Below are 18,698 nucleotides of genomic sequence, written 5' to 3' on the forward strand. Positions count from 1 at the left end.
AAGCATTTATTCGCGCTTGGTTTCAAGCTCAAGACTACTGGAAGGCGAATCCAGAGGAAAGCAAGACACTCATTGCGAAAACGCTATCCATCAAACCTGAAGAAGTTTCCACCGATGGAGTCCAGTTGTTCACCTTACAAGACAACTTAAAAGCTTTTACTCCCGGTTCTACAGCCGAGTCGTTGTACCATACCGCCAAATTGTACGCCGACTTTTATATTCGCACTGGAGGGCTAAACACTGCGCCGGACATTCAAAAACTACTCGATCCGTCCTTTGTGCAGCAGTTGCAGCCAGGAAGTTGACCGCCTTGAGTCACACACATCAACAGGTTTTAGCATGAAATCGAGATTTCTACGCTTTGTATCTCTTTTATTACTCAGCATTGTGCTAGTCACCGCCTGCAATGGCACGACAACCGTAACTTCCCGCCAACAGTCTTTGCCTCTTAGGGTCGGATATAGTCTCTGGGCTGGACACTTTCCAATAGCGATCGCTCAAGAAAAAGGGTTCTTCCAAGCGCAGGGTGTTAAAGTCGAACCCATTTATTCAGAAAACTTTCTCGTACCCGTGTCTAACTTCAGTGCTAATAAAAATGATGGGGTTGCTGTGCCATTAGGTAGCGTTATGAGTAAGCTTGGGCAAAACCCAGAGACAAAAATTGTTTTAGTAACTGACCAATCAGCTGGTGCTGACGCAATGGTAGTTCAGCGCGATATAAAAAGCGTGGCTGATTTGAAGGGCAAGCGAATCGGCACTAAGTTAGGTGATTTTGGAGAACTGTTTGTCACCAAGATACTAGAAACTAAAGGTCTTTCTACTCAAGATGTCAGCTTAGTCAATATAGAAGCGGGAGCAATTCCAGCTTTCTTAAAAAGTGGTGAAATTCAAGCAGGGCAAACCTGGGAACCCTATGTGTCTCAAGCAGTCAAATCTGGGGCTAAAGTGCTATTCACCAGTAAGCAGATGCCTGGGTTGATTGCAGATGTCATCGTGTTTCAGGGCAATGTGCTACGCGATCGCCCTCAAGATGTGAAAGCATTTATTCGCGCTTGGTTCCAAGCCCAAAACTACTGGAAAGCTAATCCAGAAGAAAGCAAAGCAATAATTGCCAAAACCCTGAATATTAAACCTGAAACCATTTCAATAGACGGCATCCAGTTGTCTACTTTGCAAGACAACTTAAAGGCATTTACTCCAGGTTCAACAACAGAGTCGCTGTATCATACAGCTAAATTGTACGCCGACTTTTATACTCGCACAGGAGGGTTAAGCACTGCGCCTGACATTCAAAAACTGATTAATCCGTCTTTTATTAAGCAGTTGCAAGGAGAAAGCTAACCGTGAAACCGTTCCACCTCTCTACCCTCCGCAGTAAGCTAATCTTTTCTTTCTTGGGCGTTGCCCTCCTCCCCCTGCTCGTGCTGGCATCCTGGAATCAACGAACTACGCAGCAAGCGCTAACCAAAAATGCCAACCAAACTCTCTTTGCAGCAGCATCCCAAACTGCTTTGAGTATTGATGCTTTCATCACTAGCAATATGGATGCTGTCCGCGTGGAGGCTCAGTTACCAGTTTTAGGCAAATATTTAAGTTTAACTGTCAAAGAAAGACAACGTATTACCGCAGAAGTTGAGGCGACCTTACTCTCTCTCAGCCGTAAAGATACTTTGAATATCTCCTCATACGCCCTACTCGACGATCGGGGGCGAGATGTTATTGATACATTTACACCGGATATAGGGAAAGACAAATCAGACCGGGATTACTTTCGAGAACCACTTAAAACAGGCTTACCTTATGTCTCCCCCATCACTTATTCCCCAACCAATAATACGGCTAGTCTTTATTTCAGCAGCCCGGTGCGGAATGCGTCTGGGAAGACGATCGGCGTCCTGCGTATCCGTTATAACGCTGCCGTAGTTCAACGATTAGTTACTCAAAATAGCGACATAATAGCAGGACGCGATTCGTTTGCGATTTTGCTTGATGAAAACCACATCCGTTTAGCTCACGGCAACGCACCAGAATTAACTTTTAAATCGGTGACGCCATTACCGCCTGCCCAAGTGAAAGCTTTGCAAGCAGCGGGACGGTTGCCGCATCGGTCGATGGCAGACCTCTCTACGAATCTGCCTGCTTTTGAGCGCGGTCTGGCAAACGCTACAAAAACCCCTTTCTTTACAACCCCCGTAGACGCTACTAGCAAGCTGGATTCAGCAGCAGCGGTTAAGTTAAAGACGCAAACCTGGTTTGTGGTTTTCGTCCAACCGCAAGCGGTATTTTTAGCGCCAATTGAAGCTCAAATCCGCGACACTTTGTTGCTTGCTTTGATTATTGCAGGTGCAGTTGTCATCACTGCTGTGACGACCGGACAACTGCTAGCTAAACCTTTGATTTACCTAACTGACAGCGTTAGCGAATTTACTGCTGGCAACCTCGCAGCTCGTGCTTACATTAAATCAAAGGACGAAATTGGCCTCTTAGCCTTCAGTTTTAATAAGATGGCAGAGCAGGTCGGTAAACTACTCCAGGGTTTAGAAGAGCGCACCCGCGAACTAGAGGCGAGTCAACGTGTAACCGTTGCGGTGAGCGAACTTTCGCGATCGCTCCTAGACTCGGAACTGCTGTTGCGCGAGGCGATCGCTTTAATGAAAAATCGCTTCGGCCTAGACTATGTTCAAATTTATCTGTTAGATAAATCTACGCACCAACTGCTCGCACGGGTTGACTCTGGCAACCACGATAGGATCGGGCAAGATCTAATTATCTCCCTCGACTGCGATCGCAGCGTGGTAGCCCGTGCAGCCCGAAACTATGAAACAATCTGGCTCAATGATAGCGACGCTGCATCAGTTGTGGCGGTGCCGCTGATCGCGCGGGGTACTCTACTTGGGGTACTTAACATTGAAGATAAACGTAGCGATCGCTTTAGTCAAACCGATCTCGAAACCTTCAACACTCTAGCTGGACAAATTGCCACCGCGCTGGAAAATGCCCGCCTATTTGAGGAGATCCAAAAGGCTGAAGCGCAATATCGCGACAAAGCCAAAGAGTTGGAGCAAACGCTACACGAGCTGCAACAAACTCAAAGCCAATTAATTCAGACTGAAAAAATGTCTTCGCTGGGTCATTTGGTGGCTGGAGTTGCCCATGAAATCAATAATCCAGTTAACTTTATTTATGGCAACGTCACGCCTGCCAATCAATACCTTGAGGAGTTACTAGATTTGGTGCATCTGTACCAGCGACACTACCCCACTCCCTCATTTGAAATTCAAGAGCATATTGAAAACATTGAACTCGACTTCCTCGCTGAGGACTTTCAGAAAATTCTGTCTTCTATGAAACTTGGCGCAGAACGGATTCGTCAAATTGTTCTTTCTTTGAGGAACTTCTCCCGTTTGGATGAAGCCCAGATGAAAGCAGTTGATATCCACGAGGGGATCGATAATACCCTCGTTATTTTGCAAAATCAACTCAAACATAAGCCGGGACATCCTGAAATTTTGGTTATTAAAGAATATGGAAATTTGCCTTTAGTCGAGTGCTATGCCGGACAACTAAATCAAGTTTTTATGAATCTTCTTACTAATGCCATTGATGCTATAGATGATTACAATAATAAACGCTTGCCAGAAGAAATTAAACACAACCCCGGTAAGATCTGCATTCATACAAGGGTGGGGACAAGAGGACAAGTTCCCCATCCTCAATTTGTAGAAATCCGAATTATTGATAATGGTTTGGGTATAACGCCAGAAGTTCAGCAAAGATTATTTGACCCATTTTTCACGACGAAAAAAATTGGCAAAGGAACTGGGCTTGGTTTAGCGATTAGCTACCAAATTGTTGTTGACAAACATGGGGGGAAATTGCAATGTATTTCAGCACCCGGTAAAGGTGCTGAGTTCATAATTCAGATTCCCACTAAAATTTAGCCTAACCTTTAGCCGCAAGAATCGCGATCGCATCGCCTTCTACGCGACAAATCCGCCAATCTGGTAAGACTGAAGCACCCATACGACGATAAAAAGCGATCGCTGGCTCGTTCCAATCCAAAACACTCCATTCCAACCGTCCGCAGTCGCGTTCAACTGCTAACCGCGCCAGATATCCCAGCAGTTCTTTCCCTATTCCCTGACGGCGGTACTCTGGTAAAACAAACAAATCTTCGAGATAAATTCCCGGCTTGGTTAGAAAGGTCGAATAGTTATGAAAAAATAGGGCAAAGCCAACCGCTTGCCCAGCATATTCAGCTAGAATCGCCTCTACATAAGAGCGATCGCCAAAAAGGTGTTTGTTGAGCGCATCAACACTACCAGTGACAGCGTGAGATAGTTTCTCGTACTCCGCCAACGCTTTTATTAAATTAAACAGGGCAGGTACATCACTTGGCTGGGCTGGGCGCAAAGTTAAATTGGAAGACATCTGTCAATTTTAGATTTTAGATTTTAGATTTTAGATTATCCTCCAAAATCCCAAATCCTTGTCTGCCAATCTTAAAGCTGAAGTGGATAGTTGGACAGTGCCCACCGTACTGAAGGGGCAATTTTAGATTTTAGATTATCCTCCAAAATCCCCAATCCTAAATCCTAGCTGAGCCAACCTTTCAAGCGTTTGGCAATTTGGGGGCGGCGCAGTTTTCGCATCGCTTTGCTTTGAATTTGACGCACCCGTTCGCGAGACAGATTGAACAAACAGCCCACTTCTTCTAGCGTGTAGGGTTCGCTGCTAGTCAAACCATAACGCAAAGCAATAACATCTTTCTCCCTCTCAGTCAGTACGTCGCCCAAAACCTCCCAAATTTCTTGGCGCATCATGGATTCGCTCATCTGATCTTCGGGAGACTGGTTATCGCTATCTTCGAGCAAGTCTACCAGTTCCGTCTCAGCGCCCTTACCAACTCTATGGTTTAGAGAGAGCGATCGCCTCCTCAACTGCAACAACTGGCGCAGATGTTCTGGCGAAATTTCCAGCGCCACTGCCATCTCCTCCTCGCTGGGATTGCGATGCAGCTTTTGCTTCAATTCCCGCTGGGCTTTTTTAAGTTTATTTAGCTTCTCGACAATGTGAATCGGCAATCTAATTGTCCGCGCATCATTTGCTATAGTCCGCGTGATTGCCTGACGAATCCACCAATAGGCATAAGTAGAAAACTTGTAACCTTTATCTGGATCGAACTTTTCCGTAGCTCGATTTAATCCCAGTGCGCCTTCCTGAATCAAATCTAGGAATTGAACGCCCCTATTCAAATACCTTTTAGCAATTGAAACTACCAGGCGCAAATTCGAGCGAATCATCTTGCGTTTAGCCACGCGACCGCGATATAGGCGATGTTCCAGCTGTTTTTCTGTCATTCCAGCTGCGGCAGCGACTTCTGCTTTGGAAGCCCCGTGTCCCAACTCTTTACGCAAGCGTTTTTCCAGCGCTTCAAATTCCACTAAAAATTGCACGCGATGGGCTAACTCTACCTCTTCTTCTGGTTTGAGTAGCGGATAGCGTGCCATTTCCTTAAAAAATGCTCCTACCGTATCATCGGAGACACTTTTGCGATATCCAGATGGGCGTGCTTCTGCCAATTCTTCCGCCAAATCTCCTAGTTCTGCTTCAACAGCACTAAGGTCGGTTTCTTCGAGATCGGGAGTAATATCGACTGTAGATTCGAGCGGTTCGATTCCGGTTAACGAGGCAATATTCATAACAAGCTCTTAGTATGGTTGGATAAACCGAGGGTTTTAGAACGGCTGCTCTGTATCTATGTAATGTTTACCGATAGCGTTTGCACAAACGCTACCAAGAGTCTGCTTGTACATATCCGTAGCGGACTGTACCTATACCGGGTATTTGCGACCCAGCGTCAAATTTTTTCTGTCGGAATTTTGCTAATCTTGATGTTTAAAACCATATCCCGACGGGCTATTAATGTCTGGGCGCGAAAATTGAAGATTGATTCCCCAAATAGAGGAAATTTGAAAATAATGTTTTCAAGGCTATCAAAAATTGCGCTGCTGATTGTCCTCCTGACTACAAAAATGTAAAAAGTTTTTTGTTTGTGCGATTTTTTGAAAATTAGCGCCCATCAGTAAAGGTTATCCTTCACTCAAGGCTAAAATGAGGAATTTTCTAGAAAAAGTAAGCAATACTACTCTAACTGAGTACATTTGCTACCTTTAATCTTTCCTCAGCGATGGAAGCTTTAAGCTTTTTAAAATTAAGTTGGTTACGAAAACAGGATCTCATATAATTCATAGCTTCACTCTCTATCAATGGTCAGAAAAGCACAAAGTCGTCAGGCATCGGAGATAAATATTATTAGTCGTTGGTTCAGCTAAAATAAATTGATCTAAAAAATCCGCCATTCGAGAGATCTTGAGACTAAACCCCCATGTCAAATCAGTATTTTGGTCTATATCCTCTGGTTGTGGCCGAGCCTGGGGGTTCATACGATACAAATTTGGCCGCCGTTGGTTTTGTAGAAGTTTTGGTAGATTGTCCGGGGGCGCAGGGACTATATACTTATAGGCTACCCGCTGAGTTGGAAGTAAGCCCCGGAGATATTCTGAGCGTGCCGTTTGGCCCGCAGCAGGTGGGAGCGATCGCTATCCGTCTTTTATCCGATCCGCCAGCAGATTTCCCAATCGAAAAAATTAAAAATGTAGAGGATGTAGCCGCTAAAGGGTTTTTCCCCCCTTGCTACTGGGAATTGCTAAATCGACTGGCTAACTACTACTATACGCCGCTAATTCAAGTGATTAAAGTAGCCCTTCCGCCTGGGTTGCTGGGGCGATCGCAACGGAGAATCCGCCTCAAAGATGAGCGATCGCCAGGGGGAACGGGAGCAGATGCTTTTCTAAGTCCAGCAGCGCGTCAAATTCTGCAACTCCTGCAATCTCAACCAGATGGAGACTATAGCTGGCAATACCTCCAGCGCGGGGTAAAAGGAGCGTATCGCGGCTTGCGCGAGTTGTTGCGCTCTGGTTGGGTGGAAAGCTACATGGAAGCTCCCAGAACCCAAAAACCGAAACTTCAGAAAGCGGTAACGCTAATAGTCGATGAATTCCCGGCTGAGGTGACGGTTCGCCAAAGGGAAATTTTGGAAGTGCTGCGGCGTCGCGGGGGCGATTTGTGGCAGACTGAGTTATTGCAGATTTGTAATGCCAGTTCCTCGACGCTCAAGACCCTAGAACAAAAAGGCTGCGTTGTCATTCAAGAGCGGGAATTGTTGCGGACATCGGCGGAACCAGTTTTGGCAGGCGATCGCCCGAAGGACTTGACAAAATCTCAGTCAGATGCACTAAAAGTCATAACGGGGTTATCGGGATTTGCCCAAGTGTTGTTGCACGGGGTAACGGGGAGCGGGAAGACAGAAGTATACTTGCAGGCGATCGCTCCCATACTCGCACGGGGGCAATCTGCCCTAGTCCTAGTTCCTGAAATTGGCCTGACGCCGCAACTTACAGACAGATTCCGCGCCAGATTTGGTAACAAAGTTTGCGTCTATCACAGCGCCCTTTCCGATGGCGAACGCTACGACACTTGGCGGCAAATGCTTACCGGAACCGCCCAGGTAGTAATTGGCACTCGCTCCGCCGTGTTCGCTCCGCTACCAAATTTGGGTTTAATACTCTTAGATGAAGAACACGACGACAGCTTCAAGCAAGACCAACCAGCCCCCACCTACCACGCCCGCACGGTTGCGCTGTGGCGTGCTGAGTTAGAGAATTGTCCGCTTGTTCTGGGTTCAGCTACCCCATCCCTAGAGACTTGGATAGAGGTAAGGGGAGCGGAGGACGAGGAAGCAGCCGAAAATCCAAAATCTTATTATCTTTCTTTGCCAGAGCGCATCCAATCGCGACCTTTGCCGCCAGTGGAAATAGTGGATATGAGGCAGGAGTTGCAGCAGGGGAACCGCTCAATATTTAGTAGGTCGCTGCATGATGCGTTGCAACAACTGCAAGATGAGGGCAAGCAGGGGATTTTATTTATCCATCGACGGGGACACAGTACCTTCGTTTCTTGTCGGAGTTGCGGCAATCCTATAGAGTGCCCTAACTGCGACGTATCGCTGGCATATCATCACACCCACGAGGGAGCGCCGGAACTGTTGCGGTGTCATTACTGTAACTTCGTGCGATCGCAGCCTCAAAGTTGCCCAGAATGCAGTTCCCCCTATCTAAAATTCTTCGGTAGCGGCACGCAGCGAGTCGCGCAGGAATTAGCCCAACAGTTCCCCGATTTACGCTTAATCCGATTTGACAGCGACACGACTCGCACTAAAGGAGCGCACCGCACCCTGCTAACGCGATTTGCCAACAAAGAAGCTGATTTATTAGTTGGCACGCAAATGCTCACCAAAGGGTTAGATTTACCGCAAGTGACGCTTGTGGGAGTTGTCGCCGCCGATGGATTGCTGCATCTACCAGACTATCGGGCGTCAGAAAGGGCGTTTCAAACTCTAACTCAGGTTGCAGGTCGGTCGGGTCGAGGCGATGACCCAGGTCGAGTAATTATTCAAACATACTCGCCAGAACACGCAGTAATTGAGGCAGTGCGGCGGCACGAGCATGCATCGTTTGTTGAGACAGAATTAATACAACGAGCGATGCTGAACTACCCGCCTTACGGTCGGTTGATTCTGTTGAAGTTAAGCAGCTTAGATGCAACAGAAGTAGCCAACGCTGCCCAGATAGTTGCAGCATCTTTGCGTACAGAAGAGGAGGGGCAAACTAGATATGAGATTTTGGGGCCAGCACCAGCGGGTATTATGCGAGTGGCTAATAAGTATCGCTGGCAGATTTTGGTAAAATTTGATGCCTCCGCGCTGCCCTCTTTGCCAGATTGGAATGAAGTGCGATCGCTCTGTCCTCCTGAAGTCAGCTTGACAATTGATGTTGACCCGCTGAATCTGATGTGATGGTAGCAGGTTAGTTTCTTTAGTGGTGGGCATCGCCGGACTAATGTTCGCTGCTGACCATCAAAGTTAAATCTGCTGTATGCAACGTCTCTAGTGTTATTTGGGGCGATCGCTAATTATGTACTGTGCCATCAGGCATAATTGCTCGCTGGAGTTTAGCCCCACTGAGATTAGCCTTGCTGAGGTTAGCCCCACTGAGATTAGTCCAACTGAGGTCAGCTCCGCTGAAATTAGCACTATCCACGTTAGCGTCGATAACGTTAGCGCCGATGAACTCAGCCCCACTGAGATTAGCCTTGCTGAGGTTAGCCCCACTGAGATTAGTCCAACTGAGGTCAGCTCCGCTGAGATTAGCACTATCCAGGTTAGCCCCGATGAACTTAGCCTGGGTGAGGTTAGCCCCGATGAACTTAGCCTGGGTGAGGTTAGCCTGGGTGAGGTTAGCCCCGATGAACTTAGCCTGGGTGAGGTTAGCCTGGGTGAGGTTAGCCCCGATGAACTTAGCCTGGGTGAGATTAGCTCTACTGAGGTTAGCCTGGGTGAGGTTAGCGCCGCTGAGTTTAACTCCGCTCAGGTCTACATCTAAACCCTCTAGGTTCCGACAATGCGCCCTCCACTTATTCCAAATAGCTACACCCTTCTCAAGTAGCGCAAGTTGTTCCACCCTGGTACGAAATACTAAGCAGGCAATATCCCGCACCTGCTTTGCGCGATCGTCAAGTGCCTGAATTATTAACTCCAAGCCTGCATCTCCATATTTGACTGCCTCGTTCAGCGCCGCAATCCGCTGCTCTACTGCGTTACTTGCGAACCGCTGCTTGACTCCAGGTAATCCTCCCAAAACTGCGCTACCTAATAGGGGGGAAATCTGACCGCCAAGTACAGCGTCGGAATCTTTGGGCCGATCGGAATTTTCTGGCATGGGATTAATGCGATCGCATTAATTCTATTCTATTTTGCTAACAAGTCGGCTGCTACCAGTTGTTTTTGGATGGCTAAAACGGCGGCTTGAGTGCGATCGCGTATTTCCACTTTCTGCAATATTGCATGGACGTGTACTCTCACGGTCCCAGCAGTAATATGCAAAAGAACGCCAATTTCCTGATTAGTTTTACCAGCAGCAATTAATGCTAAAATTTCCTGTTGTCGCCTAGTGAGCGGATTTGCTAAAAGTGGCTTTGGCTTTGAAGCAGTTGATTGATTAGCGCCAAAAGCAGCGCGAATTTCTGCTGTTCCAGTTGCATCCCACCACAATGCTCCCGCAGCGACAGAACGCAGCGCCAATACTAAAACAGATACTTCTATTCCTTTGAGACAGTACCCGTGTGCGCCTGCTTCAATTAGTCGCGATATCACTTTTTTTTCAGAATGAGACGTTAAAACTAATATCGGTAAATTTGGCTATTCTTGCTTAAGCAGGCGACAAGCTTCCACACCGCCAACTCCAGGCAATCCCACATCTAAAAGCAGATTCTTTCCCGTTCTAGCTTTAGGGCCAATTGCCCAAACATTTAATATTGCCAAGTGAGGTTAATTATGAATGCAATGATTAGTTTTATCAAAAGTTTCGACGGATCGCTAGCTGGACAACTGATATTAACTGCATCGCAGAATAATAAATTTGGAGGTAGCTTGAATGTAAGCAATTTAATAGGTGATGGCCCAGCGATGTTACTGTGGGGTTTGCTGGGATTAATTCCTCTTTTGATGGTAGCTTTTTTGCTTTGGCGTCGGAACTTATAGGCTAATTTAGTGCAATTCATTGATAAAAATTTCCTGTTGTGCATTTCCACTTATCCCAACTCGCTACAACTATTGCGACGCGGGGCACGTCTTGCTGGCTACATGAATGCCCCCCTTTATGCGGTTTTTGTCGCCCACCCAGCGCGATTCCTTACCAAGGAAGAAAGCTTGCATATTGAAACTGCCCAAAAGCTGTGCGTGGAATTTGGGGGTGAATTTTTGCGTATCAAAAATTATAATATTGCTCAGGCGATCGCTGATGTAGCTAAAAAATACCACATCACCCAAATTGTTTTCGCTGAAAGCCAGCGAGCGCGCTGGAAACTCTTAGTGCGAGGCTCTTTAACTCAACAGTTAGTAAGCTTGCTCAAAAACATTGATTTGCACATTATTGGTAGTGAAAAGCTCACTTCTTCCAACCGCTTGCCACCCGAAGAGTAAAACTTTCATTGCTATTTTTCTTCTTCACCCCGCGCACGGGACAAACGTCCCATGCGCGTCAACCACTTACTTTTGGCAAGCATTTGGTTAGACAAATACAATTACTATATTATGATGTTCTTTTGCACAACACAAGTAGTTTTACAAAGATTTACATAATATTTTTTGGGTAAAATTAGGATAGATTTACATACAACGTGTAAAGATAAAAAGGTTATTAGTTAATTAATAGAATAACCGTTCGCTGTTGATGTTTGACAGTCAACTAACACGCTAAAGAATGACAAAAGTAATTGGTTTAATCAGCGGCACATCAGTAGATGGAATTGATGCCGCCTTAGTAGAAATATCTGGTACGGATGCGGATATAAAAGTAGATCTGCTGGCTGGAGAGACCTACCCATATAACCCTGCCCTTCGAGAGAAAATCCTAGAAGTTTGCGAAGGTAAATGTGTTTCGATGGAGGAGTTTGCCTTCCTTGATGACGCGATCGCAGTTGCCTTTGCTAATGCCGCGATCGCCATTAACAGGGGCTATCCCCAAGCTGATTTAATAGGCTCTCACGGCCAAACTGTCTACCACCGACCTCCAAAAAAGGCATTGGGTACTGAGAGACGCAATAAATCGGCGTTGAGACAAGGACTGGAAATTACGAATTCCCAATCTCCAATTTTGGGCTACAGCCTTCAGATCGGGAGAGGTGCTTTGATTGCCCATCTCACAGGAATTGCTACTGTGAGTAACTTCCGAGTTGCTGATATTGTCGCTGGCGGTGAAGGCGCTCCCCTCGTATCTAAAGTAGACGCCTATTTGCTCAGTCATCCAACTGAGTCTCGTTGCATTCAAAACATTGGTGGTATCGGCAACGTGACTTATCTACCCGCACGGACGGGTAAAAATTGGGATGAAGGCATCTGCGGTTGGGACACTGGCCCCGGTAATGCTCTGCTAGATTTGGCTGTAAAACAGATATCTGGCGGGACAAAAACCTACGACGAAGGCGGAGCGATCGCAGCCGGGGGAACTCCCTGCCTAGAGTTGGTAGAACAATGGCTGCGTCAAGAATACTTCCAGCAGTCGCCACCCAAATCCACAGGTAAAGAGCTATTTGGGCCGGGGTATTTACAGCAGTGCTTGACAGATGCACAAGGTTATCAACTTAGTCCGTCCGATCTCCTAGCGACATTAACGGAACTGACGGTTGCTTCAATTGCCAGAGAGTACCGAACTTTTTTGCCAAAAATGCCAGACCGGGTTTTACTTTGTGGCGGTGGTAGCCGGAATGTATACTTAAAACAGCGGCTGGCTGCAACGCTTGCACCAGTGCCAGTTTTGACTACAGATGAAGAAGGGTTGAGCGCAGATTACAAAGAAGCGATCGCCTTTGCCATCTTGGGCTACTGGCGTCAATTGGGTATACCCGGAAATCTTCCCCAAGTCACCGGGGCACTCTCGGCAGTCCTGCTGGGAGAAATTCACCACTACATTCCCCCAGATGGCGTGTCTTGATTACCCCAGCAAGGCTATGGCAGTTGGGTTAGGGAATTAAGGGGAAAAAATATTGTATTAATATTAGTAATAAGTCAATTTGACAGTGAAAGGAATTTAAGGTTAAAGTACATATTAATTATGGTGGATAATCTTGAACCCCTTTCATTGACTTAATATACTTATACTTAATTTGCCGCCTTTCATGCTCATCTTGCAAGCTTAGTCATTAGCCTACCTGCTAATTGCTAATTGTTAATTGCGGTCATGGCGGTGTTCCAAATCCGGGGGCAAGGTGGACAATTGTGGCTCACACATTTTTAATGGAGGCAGGACGCTGGACGCTCCAGGGGAATTGGCTGGAGCGGAATGAGATGCCCATTACTGTAAAGGGCAAAACTTTAGTGGCCTGGGGGAAAGAGAACTGGTACACGATGGTAATGAAGTTGAGCTTTCCCGGCAGCGATCGCTCTGAGATTTCATTTCAGTATCGAGGTCGTTTAGATGCTGGGGAACGCCAGTATACATTTGTACTACAGCACAGCGTATTAGGGCGTGTTGAAGGTGAGGGCTGGGTTGCGCCGCAAACGATAGTGCAAAGGTATTGGGTACTGGGCGATCGCCAGCGACGCAGCGGCTTTGAAACCCTGCACAGGCTAGACAACAACACCTACTACCTCTCTTCCGGCATCATGGCAGGTCATTATTTAACCAGCTCGATGGAGGCAACTCTGGAGCGTCAGCCAGAATCACATTATTCTTAATCGTAGGTCGTCTTTATTTCGTGGCCAGAAACAGTGGTCGTGCTATACGTCAGGCTGAATTTGGGAGTTGTGCGGCAGAATGAAGAAATTCTTTATTCATCGTTTATCCTGCTTGCTGGATAAAGATCCCTACTCTCTACTCACAGACGGAAAATTGGCCAGCATTGGTTTGGTGTGAGGTGGGCAAGGTTTAAATTTTAAACTTTAGTAGGGGGCTGCGGGGCATCCCTGCACGGGTTCGTGCGGCTAGGGGATGATTCTGGCAACTTCTTTCAATCCAAAAATCCAACTCTCATGCGGAGCAATGGGAACCCCATCAATAAATAGCTTCTACAACTGCTCCAAAGTATCGGAGTCTTCATCATGACGACAGACCCCAACAATGGTCGCTTACTTGCCAATCGCTATCAACTCGTGGAGTTGGTAGGCAAAGGTGCAATGGGTCGGGTTTATCAAGCTAGGGATATGTTACTGGGAGGCGTTACCGTAGCAGTCAAGTTTCTCTCCCAGACACTTTTGAATAACAAAATGCGCGAGCGTTTTGAGCGAGAAGCTACCATCTGCGCCATACTCGGTGAAAAAAGCATTCACATCGTCCGAGTCAGGGACTATGGCGTGGACGAAAACGAAGTCCCCTTCTACGTCATGGAATTCCTCAAAGGGGAAAGTCTCAGCGATGTCATCAAGCCGCGCTCCCTGTCCATATCGCGATTTTTGAGTATCGTTCGCCAAATTTGTTTGGGGCTGGAGTGCGCTCACCAAGGGATTCTTATTGAGGGCGTACTTTGCCCAATTATTCATAGGGATATTAAGCCGAGCAATATTCTGGTTCTGCAAGACCACTCGTTCGGCGAGTTGGTCAAAATTCTCGACTTTGGAATTGCCAAACTTCTACAGTCCGACAGTTCTGGAACCAATTCGTTTATGGGCACTCTCGCCTATTGTTCGCCCGAACAAATGGAGGGGAGGGAACTAGACAACCGTTCTGACTTATACAGTCTGGGCGTGATGATGTTTGAAATGCTGACTGGTGAGATGCCTATCCTGGCAGAAACTCACTCGTTCGGTGCGTGGTACAAAGCCCATCACTTTACACCCCCTAAAACCTTTGAGTCGGTTAACCCGAACCTGAAATTGCCGCATGTGTTAGAAAATTTGGTGATGCGCTGTCTGGCAAAAGCAGCAAGCGATCGCCCCCAAAGCGCTAGTGAGGTACTGCAAGCCTTAGCGCCCTTAGAGCAGCGCTTTGGTCACGCCCGACAACTTGGTCAACGCATAGAGGAAAGGCTCTCCAAGCTGCCTGCGATCGCGATCGCGCAACCACAAGCTGCCCCCTCTGCCGATCAAGTGTGTCGGCTTACTTCCTGGCCGAAAGACAAACCCCACGCCGAAATCGTATTTCCCCATCTAATTCGTACCAGCAGGGAAGTTTTAGCAACCTTGTGGGTTATGCTGCACAAGCACGAGATTGAGAATCGCTCAATTACTACCCGCTACAACCAGTTTCTGTTTTTGATGTCTCCTCATCCAATGGTGCTGTGGATTACCGCGCTGCACAATCGTGAAATAGGCCCTCGCTGGCTGCCTTGCTACCTAGACCTCAAGACGCCTCTGGGTCAGGAAATGGCTCGACTGATGGGAGAATCTGGATGCTATCGTCTGTTGTTCTTTGCATTGGAAGAACCCCATTACTGTGCCAACGTGATGACTTCAACCATTGCACCTGCCCAACGTAAAATGCTGCAAGATTGGGCTAATACGAGCCAGACGCTGGTATCAGCTGCCCAACCGCAAATGAGTAAAACTCTGCTTAAGCAGGAGTTCGATAAACTCAAACCCAAGATTCTTATGAAGTTAGAAGCCATTCACACGGATTCTACCTCCGATATCTCAGGCTAGAGCAATTTTGTAGTGAATTGCGGACTAAAATCTAAAATCTGTGGGGTGGGAAAAATTGTAGCTGCGGCTCTTCTTAGCGTAGCAAATAGCGATCGCGCCAATATCCAAGGAGAATTCACTCTCCATATAATTAAAGCCTGTAGTTCCGGCTGCTGCTCTATTACCTTACTTGCCACAGAAGGGATCGGCAAGTTGCTTGCAAACAGCTTGGAGCAAATTTTGAGCGACGTTAATCTGTCCTTGGCTCTTTCGCGACTTGTCTCATAGAATATCTGTCGCTTATCAAGAAACTTGAACTATTTAATTAATTGAAAAATATCATCCTTCAGTTTTGCCCCTGAAATAGGCGGCGCAACTAACGCGCAAAACATAACAAAAAAAAGGCAGTTCAAAAAGGCAGTTCATTGGAATCGCCGTATTTTTAAGTTGACGCCCCAGCATCCCCAGCTCCTTTCCTCGGTGGAACAAAGCAAGAGACGGAGGTCGCCGACCCGCGATACCCATGCTATTAGTATCCAGCTCCAGGCTCTAAGCCCCATTGGTGCTTGAGAAGATGCTTATAGGTAGCTTCGCGCATAACCATTTGCTCATACAGCTTCACCAAGAAGTCTTGGGCTTGTTCGCGGCTCATGTTTTGAACCTGCGTTTCAAAAGAGCGGATGCTGAATTGTTGTTCCAGAGATAGTTCAATAGGTTGACTCATGGCTAACTCCGAGGTTTAAAAAATTAGAGTTTGTTTTTGGAAGGTATTATCAGCCCAGACAGGCTAGAGCTTTAAGGCCTTCACCGTTCTGTCTTTTCCCTTGTTATTAAGAAAGATAACAAGTATTTGACAAACTGCCCATCCGTCTAGGTAGGTACTTCCCTTAAATCCAAAGATGGAAAATCATCCTCATATGTTTCCATTAGAGGATGATGGTATTTTTATCAAGTTTTCAGCAGCTAAATTGCTCAAAATGAACAAATAGCTGAGTATATGTACTTAAGGTAGCTGCCTATAGAGGAAGACACCGATAGGGGGGCAGCAAAGAATTCTCACCTATTACCTATTCCCCATTAGCTATGCCTTTTTAAAAATCACCAAGATGACGCCAGCGACAATCAGGCCCAAACCAATATAGCGAGTAATAGGAATGACTTCTTTAAAAACGAACAAGCCCACTAAAAGTGCAAAAACGTAGGAGAGGGCGATCGCGGGGCCAGCAACGCTGAGATCCACGCGCGTAAGCACCAATATGTAAAAAACTGCACCCAAACCATAGCAAGTAAGCCCAGCCAAAAGTTCTGGTGTCTTCACGATATTCAAAACAAGGCTGACTGCATTGCTGGCATTGACTGCTCCCAGCTTATTTGCCCCGGACTTCAGAAAAAATTGCCCCGCAACACTAGCTAGGAGCGAAATGAGGAATAATCCCAACTCTTTTGGAGTCACAGCAACATCCTGGCATGATTAGTTCAGTCTCCTAGTTTACGCCAGATTTAGCCAAGCCAGAGTTAGGATTAACTCAGAAATTTCCTCCCTAGATTACATTCAGATATCCTAATGACGAAAGCTATTCAATCAAACTACACCAGCGAGCAAGTTGCGGCTTGGCTGCGTGGCTTACTTGCAATTGCGTGGGCAGATGGCGACTTTGATGCCGAAGAACAGAATTTAATTGCTGCGCTGACGACTGATGAACTGGCTCCTGCCATCAATTTTTGTTCCATAGAACCAATTACCCCCAAGGAATTGGCAGATGCTTTGGGTAATGACGCTAATATCACAGAAAATTTCTTGCGTACCGCGGTAATGGTAGCTGTTGCAGATGGCATATATTCCTTTAGTGAAGATAAATTGTTGCGGCAGTTTTTTCAGGCTCTGGGACACAAACCGAAGGCGTTAGAGGCGCTGCGGCATACTATGCACCATCCTCCGGAAAGTGAGGGTGGAGGCGAAAAAACAGCCCAGTTGAATCGTGAGCAATCATCTGCTTTACCACACCCAGATGTGCTGCGACCAGTGCGGGTATGGCTAGACGATCTAAATGTTGACGACCCCCAGGTGGCGCGATTTTTGTGCAAAATGATTCCCGCGCAGTGCCCGTTTGAGCGAGATATTAAGTTATTCGGCCACAAGGTTGTACACATTCCACCCCTGTGCAAGCTCAATCCCCTCTACGATCAGTTAGTAGGTCTACGCTTCCGTGCTTTGTCTTATCTGGCAGATGATTGCAAGGAAGATGTATCGAACTATTACTAATGGGGCATGGGGCATGGAGCAGGGGGATTGAGTTCTTAGCTTCGTTTTTTGAGTTTAATCTCGCACTCTCCCAGTGGGAAGAGGCGAACTTATTGGCGTTGAGACAATATTCTTCCAATCTCCCCTTCTCGCCGGAGTCCGGAGCCCGGACTCCCATGCCCAATTAGAAATTAACAATTAACAAAAATTATGCAATTTATCGATCAGGCAGAAATTCAGGTTGAGGCTGGCAACGGCGGCGATGGGATTGTGGCGTTCCGGCGGGAGAAGTACGTCCCGGCGGGAGGGCCTGCTGGTGGGAATGGCGGTCGTGGGGGATCGGTAATTTTAGAGGCGGTTGAAAATCTGCAAACCTTGCTGGACTTTAGATACAACCACCGATTCAAGGCTGAGGATGGAGGGCGCGGAGGGCCGAGTAATCGGACGGGTGCGGCGGGTAGCGATCGCATTATTCAAGTTCCCTGCGGCACAACTGTCTACGATATAGAAACCGAAGAACAGATCGGCGATTTAGTTTCGCCCGGACAGACTATAGTTATCGCCCAAGGTGGCAAGGGGGGACTGGGAAATCAGCACTTCCTAAGCAATCGCAATCGCGCACCCGAGTATGCTTTACCGGGTTTGCCCGGTGAACAACGGCAACTGCGTCTGGAATTAAAGCTGTTAGCTGAAGTGGGAATTATTGGTTTACCAAATGCTGGTAAGTCTACCCTGATTTCTGCCATTTCAGCTGCACGTCCCAAGGTAGCAGATTATCCATTTACAACCCTAGTGCCGAATTTAGGCGTGGTGCGTAAACCCAGCGGCGACGGTACTGTTTTTGCTGACATTCCAGGGCTAATTGCTGGAGCCGCCAGCGGAGCTGGTTTGGGTCACGATTTTCTGCGCCATATTGAGCGCACGAGGGTGTTGCTGCATTTGATTGATGCGACCCAAGAAGACCCGATTGCTGCTTATCAAACGATTCAGCAAGAGTTGCAAGCTTACGGACGCGGTTTATCGAGTCGTCCGCAAATTGTGGCGCTCAACAAAGTGGATGCTGTCTCGCCAGAAAGTTATGAAGCGATCGCTACCCAGCTCAAGAGGCTAAGTAAGTCGCCCGTCTTCACCATTTCAGCTGTAGCCCGCGTCGGGCTGGAGCCTCTGTTGCAAGAAATTTGGCAAACTCTAGATATGTTAGTTGTTACCAGTTAGGAGCCATGA

At 47.1% G+C, this 18,698-nt stretch carries 18 protein-coding genes and 1 pseudogene; 11 read left to right on the forward strand and 8 right to left on the reverse strand.

Annotation, left to right across the window (positions count from 1 at the left end; genetic code table 11):
* From H6F77_RS18025 to H6F77_RS18035, 3 genes and pseudogenes are all read left to right on the forward strand, one after another.
* Nucleotides 1-305 (forward strand): annotated as a pseudogene (locus tag H6F77_RS18025) (ABC transporter substrate-binding protein); the annotation flags it as partial.
* Nucleotides 306-339: 34 nt separating this feature from the next.
* On the forward strand, nt 340-1,341 hold the full coding sequence (locus H6F77_RS18030) for an ABC transporter substrate-binding protein (protein ID WP_190489933.1): 1,002 nt from the start codon (nt 340-342) through the stop codon (nt 1,339-1,341).
* A 2-nt stretch (nt 1,342-1,343) separates the two neighbouring features.
* Nucleotides 1,344-3,941 (forward strand): ATP-binding protein, encoded by a 2,598-nt coding sequence (locus H6F77_RS18035; RefSeq protein ID WP_190489934.1) that lies wholly within the window; start codon nt 1,344-1,346, stop codon nt 3,939-3,941.
* Between the two features lies 1 nt (nt 3,942).
* Here H6F77_RS18035 and H6F77_RS18040 read toward each other — a convergent pair whose 3' ends face one another.
* Nucleotides 3,943-4,431, reverse strand: a complete 489-nt coding sequence (locus H6F77_RS18040; protein ID WP_190489935.1) for a GNAT family N-acetyltransferase — start codon at nt 4,429-4,431, stop codon at nt 3,943-3,945.
* A 164-nt stretch (nt 4,432-4,595) separates the two neighbouring features.
* Nucleotides 4,596-5,702, reverse strand: coding sequence for an RNA polymerase sigma factor, RpoD/SigA family (locus H6F77_RS18045; protein WP_190489936.1), 1,107 nt, complete (start codon nt 5,700-5,702; stop codon nt 4,596-4,598).
* A gap of 686 nt (nt 5,703-6,388) precedes the next feature.
* On the opposite strand from H6F77_RS18045, the gene priA reads away from it, so the two are divergent.
* On the forward strand, nt 6,389-8,917 hold the full coding sequence (priA, locus tag H6F77_RS18050; RefSeq protein ID WP_190489937.1) for a primosomal protein N': 2,529 nt from the start codon (nt 6,389-6,391) through the stop codon (nt 8,915-8,917).
* 112 nt (nt 8,918-9,029) lie between these two features.
* Here priA and H6F77_RS18055 read toward each other — a convergent pair whose 3' ends face one another.
* Genes H6F77_RS18055 through H6F77_RS28940 form a run of 3 tightly spaced genes read right to left on the reverse strand, consistent with a single transcriptional unit; the run spans nt 9,030 to nt 10,441 of the window.
* Complete coding sequence (locus H6F77_RS18055; RefSeq protein ID WP_190489938.1) at nt 9,030-9,839, reverse strand: pentapeptide repeat-containing protein; 810 nt, start codon at nt 9,837-9,839, stop codon at nt 9,030-9,032.
* A 29-nt stretch (nt 9,840-9,868) separates the two neighbouring features.
* Nucleotides 9,869-10,273 carry a LuxR C-terminal-related transcriptional regulator gene (locus H6F77_RS18060; RefSeq protein ID WP_375335952.1) on the reverse strand — a complete coding sequence of 135 codons (405 nt, stop codon included), beginning with the start codon at nt 10,271-10,273 and terminating at the stop codon, nt 9,869-9,871.
* Between the two features lie 45 nt (nt 10,274-10,318).
* Complete coding sequence (locus H6F77_RS28940; protein ID WP_375335953.1) at nt 10,319-10,441, reverse strand: hypothetical protein; 123 nt, start codon at nt 10,439-10,441, stop codon at nt 10,319-10,321.
* A gap of 12 nt (nt 10,442-10,453) precedes the next feature.
* Between H6F77_RS28940 and H6F77_RS18065 the strand changes: the two genes are divergently transcribed.
* The 5 genes from H6F77_RS18065 to H6F77_RS18085 all read left to right on the forward strand — a co-directional run bounded on the left by H6F77_RS18065 (nt 10,454) and on the right by H6F77_RS18085 (nt 15,253).
* Nucleotides 10,454-10,660, forward strand: a complete 207-nt coding sequence (locus tag H6F77_RS18065; RefSeq protein ID WP_190489939.1) for a hypothetical protein — start codon at nt 10,454-10,456, stop codon at nt 10,658-10,660.
* A 9-nt stretch (nt 10,661-10,669) separates the two neighbouring features.
* Complete coding sequence (locus tag H6F77_RS18070) at nt 10,670-11,101, forward strand: adenine nucleotide alpha hydrolase family protein (protein WP_199321403.1); 432 nt, start codon at nt 10,670-10,672, stop codon at nt 11,099-11,101.
* A 280-nt stretch (nt 11,102-11,381) separates the two neighbouring features.
* Nucleotides 11,382-12,611 (forward strand): anhydro-N-acetylmuramic acid kinase, encoded by a 1,230-nt coding sequence (locus H6F77_RS18075; protein WP_190489940.1) that lies wholly within the window; start codon nt 11,382-11,384, stop codon nt 12,609-12,611.
* Nucleotides 12,612-12,895: 284 nt separating this feature from the next.
* Nucleotides 12,896-13,354, forward strand: coding sequence for a hypothetical protein (locus tag H6F77_RS18080; RefSeq protein ID WP_190489941.1), 459 nt, complete (start codon nt 12,896-12,898; stop codon nt 13,352-13,354).
* A 363-nt stretch (nt 13,355-13,717) separates the two neighbouring features.
* Complete coding sequence (locus H6F77_RS18085) at nt 13,718-15,253, forward strand: serine/threonine protein kinase (RefSeq protein ID WP_190489942.1); 1,536 nt, start codon at nt 13,718-13,720, stop codon at nt 15,251-15,253.
* Here the strand turns inward: H6F77_RS18085 and H6F77_RS18090 are convergent.
* The 3 genes from H6F77_RS18090 to H6F77_RS18100 all read right to left on the reverse strand — a co-directional run bounded on the left by H6F77_RS18090 (nt 15,250) and on the right by H6F77_RS18100 (nt 16,685).
* Nucleotides 15,250-15,429 (reverse strand): hypothetical protein, encoded by a 180-nt coding sequence (locus H6F77_RS18090; RefSeq protein ID WP_206753478.1) that lies wholly within the window; start codon nt 15,427-15,429, stop codon nt 15,250-15,252. The genes H6F77_RS18085 and H6F77_RS18090 overlap by 4 nt on opposite strands.
* Nucleotides 15,430-15,761: 332 nt before the next feature.
* A complete protein-coding gene (locus tag H6F77_RS18095) occupies nt 15,762-15,956 on the reverse strand; it encodes an NblA/ycf18 family protein (RefSeq protein WP_190489944.1) in 195 nt (64 codons plus the stop codon).
* A 357-nt stretch (nt 15,957-16,313) separates the two neighbouring features.
* Nucleotides 16,314-16,685, reverse strand: a complete 372-nt coding sequence (locus H6F77_RS18100; RefSeq protein WP_190489945.1) for an EamA family transporter — start codon at nt 16,683-16,685, stop codon at nt 16,314-16,316.
* A 111-nt stretch (nt 16,686-16,796) separates the two neighbouring features.
* Between H6F77_RS18100 and H6F77_RS18105 the strand changes: the two genes are divergently transcribed.
* Together H6F77_RS18105 and obgE are read left to right on the forward strand one after the other, a co-directional pair.
* On the forward strand, nt 16,797-17,495 hold the full coding sequence (locus tag H6F77_RS18105) for a Mo-dependent nitrogenase C-terminal domain-containing protein (protein ID WP_190489946.1): 699 nt from the start codon (nt 16,797-16,799) through the stop codon (nt 17,493-17,495).
* Between the two features lie 189 nt (nt 17,496-17,684).
* Nucleotides 17,685-18,689 (forward strand): GTPase ObgE, encoded by a 1,005-nt coding sequence (gene obgE, locus H6F77_RS18110; protein WP_190489947.1) that lies wholly within the window; start codon nt 17,685-17,687, stop codon nt 18,687-18,689.
* Nucleotides 18,690-18,698 lie beyond the last annotated feature (9 nt).

Source organism: Microcoleus sp. FACHB-831 (assembly GCF_014695585.1).
In the GTDB taxonomy this organism is placed as follows: Bacteria; Cyanobacteriota; Cyanobacteriia; order Cyanobacteriales; family FACHB-T130; genus FACHB-831.

Bases quoted from the DNA above. Each gene is read 5' to 3' on its own strand.
- H6F77_RS18030 (WP_190489933.1), top strand. From the start codon at position 340: ATGAAATCGAGATTTCTACGCTTTGTATCTCTTTTATTACTCAGCATT.
- H6F77_RS18040 (WP_190489935.1), bottom strand. From the start codon at position 4,431: ATGTCTTCCAATTTAACTTTGCGCCCAGCCCAGCCAAGTGATGTACCT.
- H6F77_RS18045 (WP_190489936.1), bottom strand. From the start codon at position 5,702: ATGAATATTGCCTCGTTAACCGGAATCGAACCGCTCGAATCTACAGTC.
- priA (WP_190489937.1), top strand. From the start codon at position 6,389: ATGTCAAATCAGTATTTTGGTCTATATCCTCTGGTTGTGGCCGAGCCT.
- H6F77_RS18055 (WP_190489938.1), bottom strand. From the start codon at position 9,839: ATGCCAGAAAATTCCGATCGGCCCAAAGATTCCGACGCTGTACTTGGC.
- H6F77_RS18065 (WP_190489939.1), top strand. From the start codon at position 10,454: ATGAATGCAATGATTAGTTTTATCAAAAGTTTCGACGGATCGCTAGCT.
- H6F77_RS18075 (WP_190489940.1), top strand. From the start codon at position 11,382: ATGACAAAAGTAATTGGTTTAATCAGCGGCACATCAGTAGATGGAATT.
- H6F77_RS18085 (WP_190489942.1), top strand. From the start codon at position 13,718: ATGACGACAGACCCCAACAATGGTCGCTTACTTGCCAATCGCTATCAA.
- H6F77_RS18095 (WP_190489944.1), bottom strand. From the start codon at position 15,956: ATGAGTCAACCTATTGAACTATCTCTGGAACAACAATTCAGCATCCGC.
- H6F77_RS18105 (WP_190489946.1), top strand. From the start codon at position 16,797: ATGACGAAAGCTATTCAATCAAACTACACCAGCGAGCAAGTTGCGGCT.
- obgE (WP_190489947.1), top strand. From the start codon at position 17,685: ATGCAATTTATCGATCAGGCAGAAATTCAGGTTGAGGCTGGCAACGGC.